This window comes from Streptomyces sp. NPDC102279, assembly GCF_044766365.1.
In the GTDB taxonomy this organism is placed as follows: domain Bacteria; phylum Actinomycetota; class Actinomycetes; order Streptomycetales; family Streptomycetaceae; genus Streptomyces.
On sequence record NZ_JBIWLU010000009.1, the window covers coordinates 396,838 to 415,255 of the forward strand.

Sequence of the window (18,418 nt, forward strand, 5' to 3'; positions counted from 1 at the left end):
CGGCCGTCCGCTCGGTTACGCGGTGGCGCGGCGGGCGGGTACGGGGCGCGAACACCGCCCCGTACCGCCGTCGCGTCAGCGACCGTTGAAGGCGTCCTTCAGCCGGGAGAAGAGCCCCTGCTGCCCGGGCTGGAACTGGCCGGTGGGCCGCTCCTCGCCGCGCAGCTGGGCGAGCTCGCGCATGACCCGCTCCTGCTCCGGGTCGAGCTTGGTCGGCGTGGTGACCTCGACGTGCACGATGAGGTCGCCGCGGCCGCCGCCGCGCAGGTGTGTGACGCCCCGGCCGTGCAGCGGGATCGACTGGCCGGACTGCGTGCCCGGACGGATGTCGACCTCCTCCATGCCGTCGAGGGTCTCCAACGGCACCTTGGTGCCGAGGGACGCGGCGGTCATCGGGAGCGTGACCGTGCAGTGCAGATCGTCGCCACGACGCTGGAACGTCGAGTGCGGCAGCTCGTGGATCTCGACGTACAGGTCGCCGGCGGGGCCGCCGCCGGGGCCGACCTCGCCCTCGCCCGCGAGCTGGATCCGCGTGCCGTTGTCCACACCGGCCGGAATCTTGACCGTGAGGGTGCGGCGGGAGCGGACCCGGCCGTCGCCCGCGCACTCGGGGCACGGGGTCGGGACCACGGTGCCGAAGCCCTGGCACTGCGGGCACGGCCGCGAGGTCATGACCTGGCCGAGGAAGGACCGCGTCACCTGGGACACCTCGCCGCGACCGCGGCACATGTCACAGGTCTGCGCGGAGGTCCCGGGTGCGGCACCCTCGCCGTTGCAGGTCGCGCAGACGACGGCGGTGTCGACCTGGAGGTCCTTCGTGGTGCCGAAGGCCGCCTCGTCCAGCTCGATCTCCAGTCGGATCATGGCGTCCTGGCCGCGGCGGGTGCGCGAGCGCGGTCCGCGCTGCGACGCGGTGCCGAAGAAGGCGTCCATGATGTCCGAGAAGTTCCCGAAGCCGCCCGCGCCGAAGCCGCCGGCGCCTCCGCCCTGCTGGGACAGGGGGTCACCGCCGAGGTCGTAGACCTGCTTCTTCTGCGGGTCCGACAACACCTCGTAGGCGGCGTTGATCTCCTTGAAGCGCTCCTGCGTCTTCGGATCGGGATTGACGTCCGGATGCAGCTCGCGTGCGAGCCTCCGGAACGCCTTCTTGATCTCGTCCTGGGACGCGTCGCGGCGCACGCCGAGTACGGCGTAGTAGTCCGTGGCCACTCAGGACTCCGCCAGGATCTGTCCGACGTACCGTGCCACCGCTCGTACCGCTCCCATCGTTCCCGGGTAATCCATGCGGGTCGGGCCGACCACGCCGAGTTTGGCTACTGCCTCGCCGCCCGAACCGTAGCCGACCGAGACCACGGACGTGGAGTTGAGTCCCTCATACGCGTTCTCATGACCGATTCGCACGGTCATGCTCGAATCCCCGGCCTCTCCAAGCAACTTGAGGAGCACGACCTGCTCCTCCAGCGCTTCGAGCACCGGCCGGATGGTGAGAGGGAAGTCATGTCCGAAACGGGTGAGATTGGCGGTCCCGCCGATCATCAGCCGCTCCTCGGTCTCCTCGACCAGTGTCTCCAGCAGGGTGGAGAGCACTGTCGTGACCGTACCCCGGTCCTCCGACTCGAAGGCGTCCGGGAGGTCCTGCACGAGCTGCGGGACGTCCGCGAAGGGGCGGCCCGCGACCCGGCTGTTGAGCCGGGCCCGCAGATCGGCGAGAGAAGTCTCACCGAACGGCACGTGACAGTTGATCATGCGTTGCTCGACCCGGCCGGTGTCCGTGATCAGCACGAGCATCACGCGCGCCGGGGCGAGCGAGAGCAGCTCCACGTGCCGCACGGTCGAGCGGGTCAGCGAGGGGTACTGCACGACGGCGACCTGCCGGGTGAGCTGCGCGAGCAGCCGCACCGTCCGGCCGACGACGTCGTCGAGGTCGACGGCTCCGTCCAGGAAGTTCTGGATGGCGCGCCGCTCGGGCGCGGTCATCGGCTTGACGCCCGCGAGCTTGTCGACGAAGAGCCGGTATCCCTTGTCCGTGGGGATGCGTCCGGCGCTGGTGTGCGGCTGGGCGATGTAGCCCTCGTCCTCCAGGACCGCCATGTCGTTGCGGACGGTCGCCGGCGAGACGCCGAGCCGGTGGCGCTCCGTGAGCGCCTTGGAGCCGACCGGCTCCTCGGTGCCCACATAGTCCTGGACGATGGCGCGGAGCACCTCGAGCCTGCGTTCACTGAGCATCGCGCACACCTCCAGAAGTCGACTCCGTGGTCTTCGTGGCCTTCGTGGCTTTTCGCCTGGCACTCAACGCGCCCGAGTGCCAGCGTTCCCCGGGCCAGTGTACGGCGGTGAGGCACGACCCCGGCAAGGGCGGGCCTGCGATGTCGTGCGCGACACCCGGTCACCGCTAGCGTCGCCGTATGAGGCTGACTTGGGAAGAGCTGGGGTGGGAACGGGTGGCGCCCCGGATCGGCCGGCGGCGGCTTCCGGACTGGGACTGCACCGTCGGGCTCGTCGTCGGCGAGGACGCGGCGCTGATGATCGACGCGGGATCACGTCTCGCGGAGGGCGAGGCGCTGCGCGTCGACGCGGAACGACTGCTCGGCCCGGGCCGGCACGTGACGCACCTCGCACTCACCCACCCGCATTTCGACCATGTCTTCGGTGCCGCGGCGTTCGAGGGCGCCGAGACGTTCGTCGCGGACGGCTCGTCCGGGGTGTACGAGAGGGGCCGCGAGGAGCTGCGCGCGGACGCGGTGCGCAACGGGCTGGATCCCCGGGCGGCGCAGGAGGCGGCGGACGCCCTCGTACGCCCCCGGCACGAGGTCCGGGGCGCCCGGGACCTGGAACTCGGTGGCGGCGTCGGGGTGCGGCTGGTGCGGACGGGTGAGGGCCACACCGCCCACGACCTCGTGGTCGTCGTGCCGGGGGACCCGGCGGTGGTGTTCTGCGGTGACCTGGTCGAGGAGTCCGGCGAACCGCAGGCGGGCCCCGACGCCGTTCCGTCCCGCTGGCCCGGGGCCCTCGACCGGCTGCTCGCGCTCGGCGGGGACGACGCCGTGTACGTGCCCGGTCACGGAGCGCTGGTGGACGCCGCGTTCGTGCGCTCGCAGCGGGACGCGTTGGCCGCGCGTTTCGGCGTGTCGCGGTGAGGCCCGGCACGCTTCTCCTATCGTCATGCGAATGCGCCAGTACACTCCGGACCTGACCCCGCCGTGGAAGAAGCCCAAGCCCGTGCCCGAGGTTCCGGCGGACCCGGGTCTGGTGGTCGAAGAGCCCGGCACCGGTTTCTGCGGCGCGGTGATCGGCTGCGAGGCGGGCACGGTGACCCTGGAGGACCGCTTCGGCAAGCACCGGGTGTTCCCGATGGAGCCGCGCGGCTTCCTGCTGGAGGGCAGGGTGGTGACGCTGGTCCGCCCGACGGCCGCTGCGCCCGTCCGTCCCAGCCGCACCGCGTCCGGCTCGGTGGCGGTGCCCGGCGCCCGCGCCCGGGTCGCGCGGGCCGGCCGCATCTACGTGGAGGGCCGCCACGACGCCGAACTGGTCGAGCGGGTCTGGGGCGACGACCTGCGCGTCGAGGGCGTCGTCGTGGAGTACCTGGAGGGCGTCGACGACCTGCCCGCGATCGTCGAGGAGTTCGCGCCGGGCCCGGACGCCCGGCTCGGCGTGCTCGTCGACCACCTGGTGCCCGGCTCGAAGGAGTCCCGGATCGCCGCGGCGGTGACGAGCGAGCACGCCCTGGTGCTCGGCCACCCCTACATCGACATCTGGGAGGCCGTGAAGCCGTCCTCCGTGGGCATCCCGGGCTGGCCCCGGGTCCCGCGCGGCGAGGACTGGAAGACGGGCGTGTGCCGGGCCCTGGGCTGGCCGGAGAACACCGGTGCGGCCTGGCAGCACATCCTGTCCCGGGTCCACTCCTACAAGGACCTCCAGCCCGAACTCCTGGGCCGGGTCGAGGAACTGATCGACTTCGTCACGGCGCCGGAGTAGGCGGGGGTCACGGCCGGGCGCCGCTCGGCCCGGACACGCGTCCCATGCCGGCCGGCGGTGTTCGTGCCGGCCGGTGGGGTCCGGCGTCGTCCGGTGGAGTCCGGCGTCGTCCGGTCAGTCGACCAGGTCCCGGACGACCGCGTCCGCGAGGAGGCGTCCGCGCAGGGTGAGGACGGCGCGGCCGTCGTCGTACGGATCCGGTTCGAGGAGGCCGTCGGACAGGGCGCGGCGGGAGGCCGCGAGGCCGTCGGTGCGGAGCAGCGAGAGCGGGCAGCCCTCGCGCAGCCGCAGTTCGAGCAGGATGCGCTCGACGCGGCGGTCCTCGCCGGAGAGCAGTTCGCGCCCGGCGCCCGGGGAGCGGCCGGAGGCCAGCGCCGCCGCGTAGGCGCCGGGGTGCTTCACGTTCCACCAGCGGACGCCGCCGACGTGGCTGTGCGCGCCGGGGCCCGCTCCCCACCAGTCGGCGCCGCGCCAGTACAGCTCGTTGTGAAGACAGCGGGCCGCCTCGGAGGTGGCCCAGTTGGACACCTCGTACCAGTCGAAGCCCGCCTTCGACATCACCTCGTCGGCGATGAGGTAGCGGTCGGCGTGGACGTCGTCGTCGGTCATCGGGACCTCGCCGCGGCGGATGCGGCGGGCGAGCTGGGTGCCCTCCTCGACGATGAGCGCGTACGCCGAGACGTGGTCGGGGCCGGCGCCGAGGGCCGCTTCGAGGGAGGCCCGCCAGTCGTCGTCCGACTCCCCCGGGGTGCCGTAGATCAGGTCGAGGTTCACGTGCTCGAAGCCGGCCGCGCGGGCCTCGGCGACGCAGGCCTCGGGGCGGCCGGGGGTGTGGGTGCGGTCCAGCACCTTCAGCACGTGTTGGCGGGCGCTCTGCATGCCGAAGGAGACGCGGTTGAAGCCGCCCGCGCGGAGCGTCGCGAGGTACTCCGGGTCGACGGACTCCGGGTTCGCCTCCGTGGTGATCTCCGCGTCGTCCGCGAGCCCGAACTCGTCACGGATCGCCCCCAGCATCCGGACGAGATCGTCGGCGGCCAGCAGGGTGGGCGTGCCGCCCCCGACGAAGACGGTGCGGACGGGACGCGGGTCGTCGCCGAGGACCTTGCGGGCGAGGCGGACCTCGTCGGTCAGGGTGTCCGCGTAGTTGTCGCGGGAGGCGAGCACGCCGCCGGTGCCCCGCAGCTCGGTCGCCGTGTAGGTGTTGAAGTCGCAGTACCCGCAGCGGGTCGCGCAGTACGGAACGTGGAGGTAGAACCCGAGGGGCCGCTCGGCCGCCCCGGCCAGGGCGTGCGCGGGCAGCGCCCCGTCGTCGGGGACGGGCTCGCCGTCGGGGAGTGCGGAAGGCATGCGTTCCATTGTCCAGCACGGGCGGAGTGAACGGTCCCGGCCTGTGGACGCGGGCGGCCGGATCGCGGGACCGGCACCGTGGGGAGCGGGCCGGCGGGGCTACTCGGCCTGTAACACCAGCAGGGCCATGTCGTCCTCCGGCGGGCGGCTCCCGAACTCGTGGACGAGTGCGCGGATGCGTTCCGCGATCAGCTCGGCGTTCAGGCCCGTACACCCCGTGAGGGCGTGCGCGAGCCCGTCGTCGTCGTCGAACTGCCGGGTCCCCTCGCGCCGCTCCGTCACGCCGTCGGTGACGCACAGCAGGGTGTCGCCGGGGTGCAGGTCGAAGGACTCGGAGGTGTAGCCGGGGTCCTCGAAGACGCCGAGCAGGGTCTGCGGCCTGGCCACCTCCCGTACGTCGCCGTCGGGGGCCAGCAGCAGCGGCAGCGGGTGTCCGGCCGAGGCGAGGGTGCAGCGCACGCCGCCCTCGAAGGGGACCAGTTCGCCGTAGAGCATGGACAGGAAGCGGGTCTGCGGGCCGAGGTCGGTGCCGAGCCCGGGGCCGCCGGCCGCCACGAGCGCGCGGGCCGCCGCGTCGGCGGCCTCGGTCGCGTCGTCGAGGAGGAGCTGGTTGAGGCGGTCGAGGACGTCCGCCACGTCGTAGCCCTCGCGGGCCAGCAGCCGCAGCCAGGGCCGGGCGAGGCCGATCACGACGGCGGCCTCGGGGCCCTTCCCCTGGACGTCGCCGACGGCGAAGCACCAGCGGCCGTCCCCGGCCGGGAACACGTCGTAGAAGTCGCCGCTGGGGCCGCCCTTGTCGAGCGGCTCGTAGACGAGGGCGCTGCGCACGCCCGGGATCTCGGCGACCGCGCCCGGCAGGAGCCCCCGCTGCAGGACCCGGCTGATGGTGGCCTGGCGCGCGTACTGGCGGGCCGCGCCGATGGCGAGCGCGATCCGTCGGCTCAGGTCCTCGACGAGCCCGGTGACCTCGTCGGCGAAACCGGCGGGTCCGGCCCGTCCGATGACGAGCGTGCCCAGCGGACGGCCGCCCGCGATCAGCCGGTACGCCAGGGCCGCGCCGCTCGCTCCGCGCGGGCCCAGCGCCTCCCCGGGCCAGGGCACGGGGACGGCGCGGGACCGGACCGCGTCGGGCAGCCGCGGCGGGTCCTGCTCCAGGGCGTCACGCAGGTCCTCGATGAGGTTCTCGCTGCCGTGCCAGACGCGGGCCAGGCGGGGCCCGAGGGCGAGGCCGAGTCCGCCCGCCCGGTCGGTGGCCTCGTCCTCCAGCCACACCGCGCACCAGTCGGCGAGGCGCGGGACGAGGAGTTGTCCGGCGAGCGCGGCGACGAGGTCCTCGTCGAGCTGTCCGGCCAGCAGGTCGGAGGCCTCGGCGAGGAAGGAGAGGGCCCCGCGGTCGAGCCAGTCCCGCCCCTCGGAGGGGTTCCGCGCACCGGTGGCGGATGCCCCGTGGACGGTGCCGTCCGGCGCCGCCGCGTGGAAGCCGGACGGGTCGAAGGTGTCCCCATCCGGAACGGACGCTCCGGGCGTTCCCGGGACGGGCGCGGCGAAGACGGACGCGGTCGAGGTGGGGCCGGCCGGGCCCCGTCCACCGGGGCCGCGTGCGCCCGCGAGGCGGTTCCCGGAGGCGGCACCGGCCGGCGCGGGCTCCGTGCCGGGCGTCCCGCCGGTACCCGCGACGCGGTCCGTCCCCGTGTGGCCGCCTCTGCCTGCGAGGCCGCCTCCCGCCACCGCGAACACGTCCGCCGAGGACGGGGTGTCCGCCGCGGCGAACGCGTCGGCGCCGGGCAGGGCGTCGGCGCCCCCGTCGAGCAGCAGGCGGGCCCACACCGTCTTGATGCCCGGGCGGTAGGTGATCCCCCAGGCCTCGGAGAGGGCGGAGACCAGACGCAGGCCCCGCCCGTACTCCGGTGTCCCATAAGGGCGTTCGGGGCTGTCGTCGCGTATCGCGCGGGCGGGGTGGTGATCGGTCACCTCGACGACCAGCGGGCCGGGCGGACCGTCGGGCGCGTGCTCCAGGCGGCACAGCAGCTCGACGTCGGTGCCCGCGTGGACGACGGCGTTGGTGACGAGTTCGCTCACCACCACGGCGGCGTCGCCGGTGAGCCGGTCGTCGATGATCTCGGCCCCGGGCAGGGCCAGTTCGGCCCAGCCCAGGAGTGTGTCGCGGAGGTAGCGGCGGGCGGCTCCGGGGGCGAGCGGAGTGCCCGGCAGGGTCGTACGGGCCACGGTGTCCTGGCCCGCGCGGTGGTGCGCGGGCGCACCCGGGGCGCACGCCACGGACTCGCGTTGCGTCGGAATGGCCCCCACTGTGCGGCTCCCTGAGCAGTTCGGACGAATACACCTCAGCCGGTGCGGACAGGGTGACAGACTGGCCGCGCCCATAAGCGTCGAGTCACCGAAGTGGGCCGTCATGAGTGAGAACAGTGGTATGCATGTGCTCGAAGACGGACAGATTCGAGCATCGGATCTGCGTCCCCTGCTCGCCGCGATGACCGCGGCGCGGGACGGCGACTTCAGCAAGGTGCCGGAGACAGCACACGGTCTGGTCGCCGAGCTGAGCACGATGTTCAACCAGATCATGGACCGCAGTTCCCACTTCAACTCCGAGGTGCAGCGCGTCCGCAGGGAGCTGATCCGTTACGGACGCCTCGACGAGCGGCTCGCGGCCAGCCCCGGCGGCGGCAAGTGGACGACGCGCGTCGACGACGTGAACCAGCTGCTCGACGCGCTGGTGGCGCCCGCGGCGAACGCGACCCGTGTGCTCGACGCGGTGGCCGGCGGCGATCTGACCCAGCGCGTCGACCTGCACGACGGCAACCGTCAACTGCGCGGGGACTTACGCCGGCTGGGACGCGCCGTGAACAAGATGGTCGACCAGCTCTCCCTGTTCACCGGGGAGGTCACCCGGGTGGCCCGCGAGGTGGGCACGGAGGGGCGGCTCGGCGGCCGCGCCAAGGCGACGGGTCTGTCCGGGAGTTGGCGGGACGTGACCGAGGCGGTCAACACGATGGCCTCCCGGCTGACGGCCCAGGTGCGGGACATCGCCCTGGTGACCACGGCGGTGGCGCGCGGCGACCTGACCCGTACGGTGACGGTCGAGGCGACCGGTGAGCTGCTGGAACTGAAGCTCACCGTGAACACGATGGTCGACCAGCTCTCCGCGTTCGCCGACGAGGTCACCCGGGTGGCCCGCGAGGTCGGCACCGAGGGCCGGCTGGGCGGCCGCGCGCAGGTCCGGGGGGCGTCGGGGGTCTGGAAGGACCTCACCGACAACGTGAATTTCATGGCGTCCAACCTGACGTCACAGGTTCGAAATATCGCACAGGTCACCACGGCGGTCGCCAACGGCGACCTCAGCCAGAAGATCACGGTCGACGCGCAGGGCGAGATCCTCGAACTGAAGTCGACGATCAACACGATGGTCGACCAGCTCTCCGCGTTCGCCGACGAGGTCACCCGCGTCGCCCGTGAGGTCGGCACCGAGGGCAACCTCGGCGGCCGGGCCCAGGTGCGGGGGGTGTCGGGGGTCTGGAAGGACCTCACCGACAACGTCAACTTCATGGCGGACAACCTGACCTCGCAGGTCCGCAACATCGCCCTCGTCTCCACGGCCGTGGCACAGGGCGACCTCGGCAAGAAGATCACCGTCGAGGCGAAGGGCGAGATCCTCGAACTGAAGTCGACCATCAACACCATGGTCGACCAGCTCTCCGCCTTCGCCGACGAGGTCACCCGCGTCGCCCGCGAGGTCGGCACCGAGGGCAACCTCGGCGGCCAGGCCCAGGTCCGCGGGGTGTCGGGCGTCTGGAAGGACCTCACCGACAACGTCAACTTCATGGCCCTGAACCTGACGTCCCAGGTCCGCAACATCGCGCAGGTCACCACCGCCGTCGCCAACGGCGACCTGTCGAAGAAGATCACGGTCGACGCCCGGGGCGAGATCCTGGAGCTGAAGGACACCGTCAACACGATGGTGGAGCAACTGCGCGCGTTCGCCGACGAGGTGACCCGCGTGGCACGCGAGGTCGGCACGGACGGACGGCTCGGCGGCCGCGCCCAGGTCCTCGGGGTCTCGGGCGTCTGGCGGGACCTGACCGACAACGTCAACTACATGGCCGACAACCTGACCTCGCAGGTCCGCAACATCGCCCAGGTGGCCACGGCGGTGGCGCAGGGCGACCTGTCGAAGAAGATCGACGTGGACGCCCGCGGCGAGATCCTCGAACTGAAGACGACCATCAACACGATGGTGGACACGCTGTCGTCGTTCTCCTCGGAGGTCACCCGGGTGGCCCGCGAGGTCGGTTCGGAGGGCCGCCTCGGCGGCCAGGCACGGGTCGAGGGCGTGTACGGCACCTGGAAGCGCCTGACGACGAACGTGAACGAACTCGCCTCCAACCTCACCACCCAGGTCCGCGCGATCGCCGAGGTGGCGTCCGCGGTGGCCCAGGGCGACATGTCCCGCTCCATCAGCGTGGAGACGCAGGGCGAGGTCGCCGAACTGAAGGACAACATCAACCTGATGGTGGCCAACCTGCGCGAGACGACGCGCGCGAAGGACTGGCTGGAGTCGAACCTCGCCCGCCTCGCCGCGCTGATGCAGGGCCACCGCGACCTGATGGAGGTCGCCGACCTGATCCTGCGCGAGCTGACCCCGCTGGTGAACGCACAGTACGGCGCCTTCTTCCTCGCCGACCCCGAGGAGGACGAACCCGCGCTGCGCACGGCCGTGCCCGCCAAGGGACTCGCCTTCATCGCCGGGTACGGCGCGGCACAGGGCGCGACCGTCGACACCGGCGGCATGCCGGTGCACGGCCTGGTCCGGCAGGCGGCCCGCGAGAAGAAACGGATCCTCGTCGAGGAGGCCCCGCCCGACTACATCAAGATCAACAGCGGGCTCGGGGAAGCGGCACCCGCCAGCGTCGTCATCATCCCGATCCTCTTCGAGGACAAGCTCCTCGGCGTCATCGAACTGGCCTCGTTCTCCCGCTTCTCCGACGTCCACCTCGCCTTCTTCGACCAGTTCGTGAACACCATCGGCGTCGCCATCAACACGATCATCGCCAACTCCCGTACGGAGTCCCTGCTCGGCGAGTCCCAGCGGCTCGCCATCCAGCTCCAGGACCGCTCCGACGAACTCCAGTCACAACAGGCGGAGTTGCAGCGGTCCAACGCCGAACTGGAGGAGAAGGCGGCCCTTCTCGCCACCAGCTCGCAGTACAAGTCGGAGTTCCTGGCGAACATGTCGCACGAGCTGCGCACACCGCTCAACTCCCTGCTGATCCTCGCCCGGCTGCTGTCCGACAACCCCGACGGCAGGCTCTCCGGCCAGGAGGTGCAGTTCGCGACGACCATCCACCGCTCCGGCTCGGACCTCCTCCAGCTCATCAACGACATCCTCGACCTGTCGAAGATCGAGGCCGGCCGGATGGACGTACGCCCCAAGAGGCTGCCGCTCATCAAGCTCCTCGACTACGTCCACGCCACCTTCCGCCCGCTCACCCACGACCGGGGGCTCGCCTTCGAGGTGGCGGTCGGCGAGGACGTGCCGCGCGAGATGTGGTCCGACGAGCAGCGGCTCCAGCAGATCCTGCGCAACCTGCTCGCCAACGCCATCAAGTTCACCGCGAGCGGCCGCGTCGAGCTGCGCGTCGACCGCGTCGCGGACCCCGACCGCACCCGCGAGAACGGCGACACCGTGATCGCCTTCGCCGTCTCCGACACCGGCATCGGCATCGCGCCGGAGAAGCTCCCCGTGATCTTCGAGGCGTTCCAGCAGGCGGACGGCACCACCAACCGCAAGTACGGCGGCACGGGCCTCGGGCTGTCCATCAGCCGTGAGATCTCCGGGCTGCTCGGCGGCCGCATCGTCGCCGAGAGCACGCCCGGCAAGGGCTCCACCTTCACGCTGTACGTGCCGGTGGTGAGCCCCGGGCACGCGGCGACGGGACCGACCCGCGACGGTCCTCCCGTCGCGCTCACCGAGCAGTTGTCGACCGAGCCCTACACGGTCCACGGCGCCGACGACACCTGGCCGGCCCCCACCAAACTGGAGGCCTGGCAGGCCGGCCGGGCGGGCCGGGTCCTGCCGGGCCGACGGGTGCTGATCGTGGACGACGACATCCGCAACGTCTTCGCGCTGACCCATGTGCTCGGCCGCGTCGGCATGCCCGTGCTGTATGCGGAGAACGGCCGCGAGGGCATCGAGACACTGGAGCGCAATCCCGACGTCGAACTGGTCCTGATGGACATCATGATGCCGGAGATGGACGGTTACGAGACGATCTCCGCCATCCGCCGCACGCCCCGCTGGACGGGACTGCCCATCGTCGCGCTGACCGCGAAGGCGATGCCCGGCGACCGCGAGAAGTCCATCGCGCGGGGTGCCAACGACTACGTTCCGAAACCGGTGGACTTCGACCGGCTCCTCACCGTCGTCTGCGCCCTCCTCGATTCCGAGGTCACGGACGACGACGGGGAGCGGTACGCCCCCGGCGCCACGGAACCCGAGCGGCGTGCCGCGGGCCCGGGCGCGGTCGCCGCCGAACCGGCGGCCGACGCACCGCGGGGGCGAAGCACCGACAGCACGCGGACCGAGTGAGGCACCGTCATCATGAGTGAGGCAACGAACGGCGAGCGCGCGAGCATCCTCCTGGTCGACGACATGGAGGACAACCTGGTCGCGCTGGAGGCCGTCCTGGGCTCCCTCAACGAGCCGCTGATAAGGGCGCGTTCGGGCGAGGAGGCGATGAAGGCGCTGCTGCGGCAGCGGTTCGCCGTCGTGCTGCTCGACATCCGAATGCCGGGCATGGACGGCTTCGAGACGGCCGCGAACATCAAGCGGCTCGACCAGACCAAGGACGTCCCCATCATCTTCCTGACGGGCACGGACGCCGACGCGGGCTACGCCTTCCGCGGGTACGCGACCGGAGCCGCCGACTATCTGACGAAGCCGTTCGACCCGTGGGTGCTGCGCGCCAAGGTGACCGTCTTCCTCGATCTGCACCGCAAGAACCGGCAGTTGGAGCGCCTGCTCGCCCGCGAGGAGGAACGATTCGACGAACTCGCCGACCGGCTGCGCGGGATCGAGACGCAGCTCGCGGCCGGCACCCTCCGTGACGCCGGCGAACTCCGCGAGCAGCTCCGGCAGATGGAGGCGCTGCTGAGGGACATGCGCCGGAACCGGCCCTAGAACCCGGCGGCCGCACATGACTCCGCACACGACTCCGCCCCCGGCGGACCGGGGGCGGAGGAAGCTGCCGGCGCGGGACCGGGCCAGGGGACTACGCCTCGCGGGCGCCCGCGTACATCTCGTCGATCAGGTGCTTGTACTCCCGCTCGACGACCGGGCGCTTGAGCTTGAGGCTCGGGGTGATCTCGCCGTGTTCGACGTCCAGGTCGCGGGGCAGGAGACGGAACTTCTTGATGGTCTGCCAGCGCTGGAGACCTCCGTTGAGCTCCTTCACGTAGGCCTCGACCATGGCGACCGTCGTGGGCGCGGCGACGACCTCGGCGTACGACCTGCGCTCCAGACCGTTGTCCTTCGCCCAGTCCATGATCGACGGTTCGTCGAGCGCGATGAGGGCGGTGCAGAAGTTCCGGTCGGCGCCGTGCACGAGGATGTTGGAGACGTACGGACAGACCGCCTTGAACTGGCCCTCGACCTCGGCGGGCGCGATGTACTTGCCGCCCGAGGTCTTGATGAGGTCCTTCTTGCGGTCGGTGATCCGCAGGTAGCCGTCCGGGGACAGCTCGCCGATGTCGCCGGTGTGGAACCAGCCGTCGGCCTCCAGCACCTCCGCCGTCTTCTCGGGCAGCCCGTGGTAGCCCTCCATGATGCCGGGGCCGCGCAGCAGGATCTCGCCGTCGTCCGCGATGCGCACCTCGGTGCCGGGGAGCGGCTTGCCGACCGTGCCGGTGCGGTAGGCCTCGCCCGGGTTCACGAAGGAGGCGGCGGAGGACTCGGTGAGTCCGTAGCCCTCCAGGATGTGGATGCCGGCGCCGGCGAAGAAGTAACCGATCTCGGGCGCGAGGGCGGCGGAGCCGGAGACGCAGGCGCGCAGGTTGCCGCCGAAGGCCTCGCGGATCTTGGCGAAGACGAGCGTGTCGGCGACCTTGTGCTTGGCGCCGAGCGCGAACGGCACGGAGGCGGAGCCGGTGCGGCGGAAGTTGTCCTGGCTGACCTTCGCGTACTCGCGGGAGACCTCGGCGGCCCACTGGAAGATCTTGTACTTGGCGCCGCCGCCGGCCCGCGCCTTGGCCGCGACCCCGTTGTAGACCTTCTCGAAGATGCGGGGGACGGCCGCCATGTACGTCGGCTGCACCACCGGCAGGTTCTCGATGATCTTGTCGACGCGGCCGTCGACGGCGGTCACGTGCCCGACCTCGATCTGGCCGGAGGTGAGGACCTTGCCGAAGACGTGCGCGAGCGGCAGCCACAGGTACTGGACGTCGTCCTGGCCGACCAGACCGGTGGAGGCGATCGCCTTCGCCATGTACGACCAGTTGTCGTGCGGCAGACGGACCCCCTTGGGGCGGCCGGTGGTGCCGGACGTGTAGATGAGGGTGGCGAGCTGGTCGGCGGTGATCGCGCCGACGCGCTCCTTGATCAGCTCGGGGTGCTTCTCCAGGTAGGCGGCGCCGCGCTTCTCCAGGTCGGCGAGCGTGAGGACCCAGTCGTCGCTCTCCACGCCCTCGCCGTCGATGACCACGACGTGGCCGAGCTCGGGAAGGTCCGCCCGCTTGTCCCGCGCCTTGGCGAGCTGGGCGGCGTCCTCGGCGACGAGCACCCTGCTCGCGGAGTCGGAGAGGATGAACGCCGACTCCTCGGCGTTGGTCTGCGGGTAGACGGTCGTGGTGGCCGCGCCGGCGCACAGGATGCCGAGGTCGGCGAGGATCCACTCGACCCGGGTGGAGGAGGCGAGCGCGACACGCTGCTCGGACTCCACGCCGAGTTCGATGAGACCGGCGGCGATGGCGAAGACCCGCTCGGCGGCCTCGCCCCAGGTCAGGGACTTCCACTCGTCGGGGCCGTCGCCCCCGGCCGGTACCGGGTAGCGGTAGGCCTCGGCGTCCGGTGTGGCCGCCACGCGCTCCAGGAAGAGGGCCGCGACGGACGGCGGACGGTTCTCGATCAGGGTCTGTGTGTCGCTCACGACATCCTCCGGGGCCCGCGGCGTTGCGGCTGGCTCAATTGCGGCTGTTGGTTAACTCGCGAGTAACTACCGAGCAGGGATCAGAGTAGAACGCGTCCGGCCGGTGCGTAAGAGGCTTCGGCCCGCCACTTCGACCAGGACACACTCCGCAGACAAGCACAGGGCCCGCCGCGCGGAAGCGCGACGGGCCCTGAAACTCGGCATCCCGGGTGACTACTTCTTGCCCTTGGCGGAGCCGCCGCTGTCGTCACTGGACAGCACGGCGATGAAGGCCTCTTGCGGAACCTCCACAGAGCCCACCATCTTCATCCGCTTCTTGCCTTCCTTCTGCTTCTCCAGCAGCTTCCGCTTACGCGAGATGTCACCGCCGTAGCACTTGGCGAGGACGTCCTTGCGGATGGCACGGATGGTCTCGCGGGCGATGACCCGGGAGCCGATGGCCGCCTGGATCGGCACCTCGAAGGCCTGCCGCGGGATCAGTTCGCGCAGCTTGGCGACGAGCCGGACACCGTACGCGTACGCCGCGTCCTTGTGCGTGACCGCAGAGAAGGCGTCGACCTTGTCGCCGTGCAGCAGGATGTCCACCTTGACCAGGCTGGAGGCCTGCTCGCCGGTGGGTTCGTAGTCCAGCGAGGCGTAGCCGCGGGTCTTGGACTTCAGCTGGTCGAAGAAGTCGAAGACGATCTCCGCGAGCGGCAGGGTGTAGCGGATCTCGACCCGGTCCTCGGAGAGGTAGTCCATGCCGAGCAGGGTGCCGCGCCGGGTCTGGCACAGCTCCATGATCGAGCCGATGAACTCCGAGGGCGCGAGGATGGTCGCGCGCACGACGGGCTCGTAGACCTTGTCGATCTTGCCCTCGGGGAACTCGCTCGGGTTGGTGACCGTGTGCTCGCTGCGGTCCTCCATCTCGACGCGGTAGACCACGTTCGGGGCGGTCGCGATCAGGTCGAGCCCGAACTCGCGCTCCAGCCGCTCGCGGATCACGTCGAGGTGCAGCAGTCCGAGGAAGCCGACACGGAAGCCGAAGCCCAGTGCCGCCGAGGTCTCCGGCTCGTACACCAGCGCCGCGTCGTTGAGCTGGAGCTTGTCCAGGGCGTCGCGCAGCTCGGGGTAGTCGGAGCCGTCCATGGGATACAGGCCCGAGAAGACCATGGGCCGGGGGTCCTTGTACCCGCCGAGCGCCTCGGTGGCGCCCTTGTGCAGGGTGGTGATCGTGTCACCGACCTTGGACTGGCGGACGTCCTTCACGCCGGTGATGAGGTAGCCCACCTCACCGACACCGAGCCCGTCGGCCGCCTTCATCTCGGGGGCCGAGACGCCGATCTCCAGCAGTTCGTGGGTGGCGCCGGTGGACATCATCCGGATGCGCTCACGCTTGTTGAGCTGACCGTCGATGACACGGACGTACGTCACGACACCGCGGTAGGAGTCGTACACGGAGTCGAAGATCATCGCGCGGGCCGGGGCGTCCTGGACGCCGACCGGGGCGGGGATCTCCGCGACGACCCTGTCGAGCAGTGCCTCGACACCCAGGCCGGTCTTGGCGGAGACCTTCAGCACGTCCTCGGGGTCGCACCCGATGAGGTTCGCGAGCTCCTCGGAGAACTTCTCCGGCTGGGCGGCCGGGAGGTCGATCTTGTTCAGTACGGGGATGATCTTGAGGTCGTTCTCCATCGCCAGGTAGAGGTTGGCGAGAGTCTGCGCCTCGATGCCCTGGGCCGCGTCGACCAGCAGGACCGTGCCCTCGCAGGCCGCGAGCGACCGCGACACCTCGTACGTGAAGTCGACGTGCCCGGGGGTGTCGATCATGTTGAGGATGTGGGTCTTGCCCGGATTCTCGGACGGTGCCCAGGGCAGCCGGACCGCCTGGGACTTGATCGTGATGCCACGCTCGCGCTCGATGTCCATGCGGTCGAGGTACTGAGCACGCATCTGCCGGGGGTCGACCACCCCGGTCAGCTGGAGCATGCGGTCGGCGAGCGTGGACTTGCCGTGGTCGATGTGCGCGATGATGCAGAAATTGCGGATCAGAGCCGGGTCGGTACGGCTCGGCTCGGGCACATTGTTAGGGGTCGCGGGCACGCAGGGTCCTGTCTCTTGAGGCGCCTGTCGCCTCGGGTCGGATCGATACGTAGGCTCCATCGTCCCACGCGCGGGGAGCTGCGACCGGTTTGGGCCTTGTGTGCGGGGATCGCCCCGCCCGTTCGGGGCGCCCCGCGCCGGTGTCCGCGTCCGCCCCGGACTCTCCCCGGCGGGCGGCGGAAGGCCGGTTTGGGCCGGTCGTACGGGGGCTGGTAGCCTGGGTGGCTGTGTCTCGTGCCCTCTCTGCAGGAGACGCACCCAAGAAAATCAAACGGCGGGTGAGACGTGCTGTCTCGCCTGCCTGAACCTGTAAAGGCTCATTCGTGGCGAACATCAAGTCCCAGATCAAGCGGATCAAGACCAACGAGAAGGCCCGGCTGCGCAACAAGGCCGTCAAGTCTTCCCTGAAGACCGCGATCCGCAAGGCCCGCGAGGCTTCGGCCGCGGGTGACGTCGAGAAGGCCACCGAGTACACGCGCGCCGCGTCGCGCCAGCTCGACAAGGCCGTCGCGAAGGGCGTCATCCACAAGAACCAGGCCGCCAACAAGAAGTCGGCGCTTGCTTCGAAGGTCGCCGCCCTCAAGGCCTGAGTCGGCTGAGCCCCTCGGGCTCACCCTCTGACCTACTTGACGTAACCGTCGGCCGGACCCGAGCGGGCCCTCTCTCCCGCTCCCGACCGACACCCCGGATCCGCGCACGATCTGCGTTCGCCACGCGGGCGTGGATCCACCCAGCTCCAGCCGAAGGCCCCGCTTCCTCCCGCTACGGGAGACGAGCGGGGCCTTCGGCATGTGGTGAGGAGAGCGGGGACGGCGACGGCGGCCTGTCCGCAGGGGACGGTCCCTAGCCGCGGCCGGAGCGGGCCGCGCGGGCGATCGTGACGACCGCCTTCTCCAGCGCGTAGGCCGGGTCGTCGCCGCCACCCTTGACCCCGGCGTCCGCCTCCGCCACGGCTCGCAGGGCCACGGAGACCCCGTCCGGCGTCCATCCGCGCATCTGCTGCCGCACCCGGTCGATCTTCCAGGGCGGCATCCCCAGCTCACGGGCGAGGTCGGCGGGCCTGCCGCCCCGCGCCGAGGACAGCTTCCCGATCGCCCGCACCCCCTGCGCGAGCGCGCTGGTGATCAGGACGGGAGCCACACCGGTCGACAGCGACCACCGCAACGCCTCCAGCGCCTCAGCGGCCCGCCCCTCGACGGCCCGGTCGGCCACGGTGAAGCTGGATGCCTCGGCCCGCCCCTTGTAGTAGCGGCCGACGACCGCTTCGTCGATCGTCCCCTCGACGTCCGCGGTCAGCTGCCTCACCGCCGACGCCAGCTCGCGCAGGTCGCTCCCGATGGAGTCCACCAGCGACTGGCACGCCTCCGGCGTGGCCGAGCGCCCCAGGACCCGGAACTCGCTCCGCACGAACCCCAGCCGGTCCGCCGGCTTCGTCATCTTGGGGCACGCGACCTCCCGCGCCCCCGCCTTGCGCGCGGCGTCCAGCAGCCCCTTGCCCTTGGCGCCGCCCGCGTGCAACAGCACCAGGGTGATCTCCTCGGCGGGCGCCCCGAGATACGTCTTGACGTCCTTGATCGTGTCCGCCGACAGATCCTGCGCGTTGCGTACGACCACGACCTTGCGCTCGGCGAACAGCGAGGGGCTCGTCAGCTCGTTGAGCGTGCCGGGCTGCAACTGGTCCGAGGTGAGGTCCCGTACGTCCGTGTCGGCGTCGGCGGCCCGGGCCGCGGCCACGACCTCCTGGACGGCACGGTCGAGCAGGAGGTCCTCCTGGCCCACGGCGAGCGTGACAGGGGCGAGGGGATCGTCTTGTGCGGTCTTCTTGGCCATCCCCGAAAGCATCCCACGCGCCGCTGACA

At 71.1% G+C, this 18,418-nt stretch carries 12 protein-coding genes; 5 read left to right on the forward strand and 7 right to left on the reverse strand.

Features of this window, described 5'->3' with window-relative positions:
• Positions 1 to 75: 75 nt before the first annotated feature.
• Positions 76 to 1,209, reverse strand: coding sequence for a molecular chaperone DnaJ (gene dnaJ, locus ACIRQH_RS25060; protein WP_358820780.1), 1,134 nt, complete (start codon positions 1,207 to 1,209; stop codon positions 76 to 78).
• Complete coding sequence (gene hrcA / locus ACIRQH_RS25065; RefSeq protein WP_358820781.1) at positions 1,210 to 2,226, reverse strand: heat-inducible transcriptional repressor HrcA; 1,017 nt, start codon at positions 2,224 to 2,226, stop codon at positions 1,210 to 1,212.
• 179 nt (positions 2,227 to 2,405) lie between these two features.
• Between hrcA and ACIRQH_RS25070 the strand changes: the two genes are divergently transcribed.
• Entirely contained in the window at positions 2,406 to 3,137 is a 732-nt protein-coding gene (locus ACIRQH_RS25070; RefSeq protein ID WP_388864605.1) for an MBL fold metallo-hydrolase, read from the forward strand.
• Between the two features lie 31 nt (positions 3,138 to 3,168).
• On the forward strand, positions 3,169 to 3,975 hold the full coding sequence (locus tag ACIRQH_RS25075) for a DUF3097 domain-containing protein (protein ID WP_358820783.1): 807 nt from the start codon (positions 3,169 to 3,171) through the stop codon (positions 3,973 to 3,975).
• 114 nt (positions 3,976 to 4,089) lie between these two features.
• On the opposite strand, the gene hemW is transcribed toward ACIRQH_RS25075, so the two are convergent.
• Complete coding sequence (gene hemW, locus ACIRQH_RS25080; RefSeq protein WP_358820784.1) at positions 4,090 to 5,322, reverse strand: radical SAM family heme chaperone HemW; 1,233 nt, start codon at positions 5,320 to 5,322, stop codon at positions 4,090 to 4,092.
• A 99-nt stretch (positions 5,323 to 5,421) separates the two neighbouring features.
• Positions 5,422 to 7,629: a SpoIIE family protein phosphatase gene (locus ACIRQH_RS25085; protein WP_404227027.1), complete on the reverse strand. Its 2,208-nt coding sequence runs from the start codon at positions 7,627 to 7,629 to the stop codon at positions 5,422 to 5,424.
• A gap of 181 nt (positions 7,630 to 7,810) precedes the next feature.
• On the opposite strand from ACIRQH_RS25085, the gene ACIRQH_RS25090 reads away from it, so the two are divergent.
• Both ACIRQH_RS25090 and ACIRQH_RS25095 read left to right on the forward strand, forming a co-directional pair.
• On the forward strand, positions 7,811 to 11,923 hold the full coding sequence (locus ACIRQH_RS25090) for a HAMP domain-containing protein (protein WP_404227044.1): 4,113 nt from the start codon (positions 7,811 to 7,813) through the stop codon (positions 11,921 to 11,923).
• Positions 11,924 to 11,935: 12 nt separating this feature from the next.
• The gene (locus ACIRQH_RS25095) at positions 11,936 to 12,514 is read left to right on the forward strand and encodes a response regulator (protein WP_388864602.1); all 579 of its coding nucleotides are present in this window, start codon (positions 11,936 to 11,938) and stop codon (positions 12,512 to 12,514) included.
• Positions 12,515 to 12,605: 91 nt separating this feature from the next.
• On the opposite strand, the gene ACIRQH_RS25100 is transcribed toward ACIRQH_RS25095, so the two are convergent.
• Together ACIRQH_RS25100 and lepA are read right to left on the reverse strand one after the other, a co-directional pair.
• Positions 12,606 to 14,477: an AMP-dependent synthetase/ligase gene (locus ACIRQH_RS25100; protein WP_388864600.1), complete on the reverse strand. Its 1,872-nt coding sequence runs from the start codon at positions 14,475 to 14,477 to the stop codon at positions 12,606 to 12,608.
• Positions 14,478 to 14,690: 213 nt separating this feature from the next.
• Positions 14,691 to 16,559 (reverse strand): translation elongation factor 4, encoded by a 1,869-nt coding sequence (lepA, locus tag ACIRQH_RS25105; protein ID WP_358820787.1) that lies wholly within the window; start codon positions 16,557 to 16,559, stop codon positions 14,691 to 14,693.
• 323 nt (positions 16,560 to 16,882) lie between these two features.
• Here lepA and rpsT point away from each other — a divergent pair, with 323 nt between their 5' ends.
• Positions 16,883 to 17,149, forward strand: a complete 267-nt coding sequence (rpsT, locus tag ACIRQH_RS25110) for a 30S ribosomal protein S20 (RefSeq protein WP_358820788.1) — start codon at positions 16,883 to 16,885, stop codon at positions 17,147 to 17,149.
• Between the two features lie 253 nt (positions 17,150 to 17,402).
• On the opposite strand, the gene holA is transcribed toward rpsT, so the two are convergent.
• Positions 17,403 to 18,389: a DNA polymerase III subunit delta gene (holA, locus tag ACIRQH_RS25115; RefSeq protein WP_358820789.1), complete on the reverse strand. Its 987-nt coding sequence runs from the start codon at positions 18,387 to 18,389 to the stop codon at positions 17,403 to 17,405.
• Between the last annotated feature and the right edge of the window lie 29 nt (positions 18,390 to 18,418).

Coding starts and splice junctions, on each gene's coding strand:
- hrcA (WP_358820781.1), bottom strand. CDS start 2,226: ATGCTCAGTGAACGCAGGCTCGAGGTGCTCCGCGCCATCGTCCAGGAC.
- ACIRQH_RS25070 (WP_388864605.1), top strand. CDS start 2,406: ATGAGGCTGACTTGGGAAGAGCTGGGGTGGGAACGGGTGGCGCCCCGG.
- ACIRQH_RS25075 (WP_358820783.1), top strand. CDS start 3,169: ATGCGCCAGTACACTCCGGACCTGACCCCGCCGTGGAAGAAGCCCAAG.
- hemW (WP_358820784.1), bottom strand. CDS start 5,322: ATGCCTTCCGCACTCCCCGACGGCGAGCCCGTCCCCGACGACGGGGCG.
- ACIRQH_RS25090 (WP_404227044.1), top strand. CDS start 7,811: ATGACCGCGGCGCGGGACGGCGACTTCAGCAAGGTGCCGGAGACAGCA.
- ACIRQH_RS25095 (WP_388864602.1), top strand. CDS start 11,936: ATGAGTGAGGCAACGAACGGCGAGCGCGCGAGCATCCTCCTGGTCGAC.
- holA (WP_358820789.1), bottom strand. CDS start 18,389: ATGGCCAAGAAGACCGCACAAGACGATCCCCTCGCCCCTGTCACGCTC.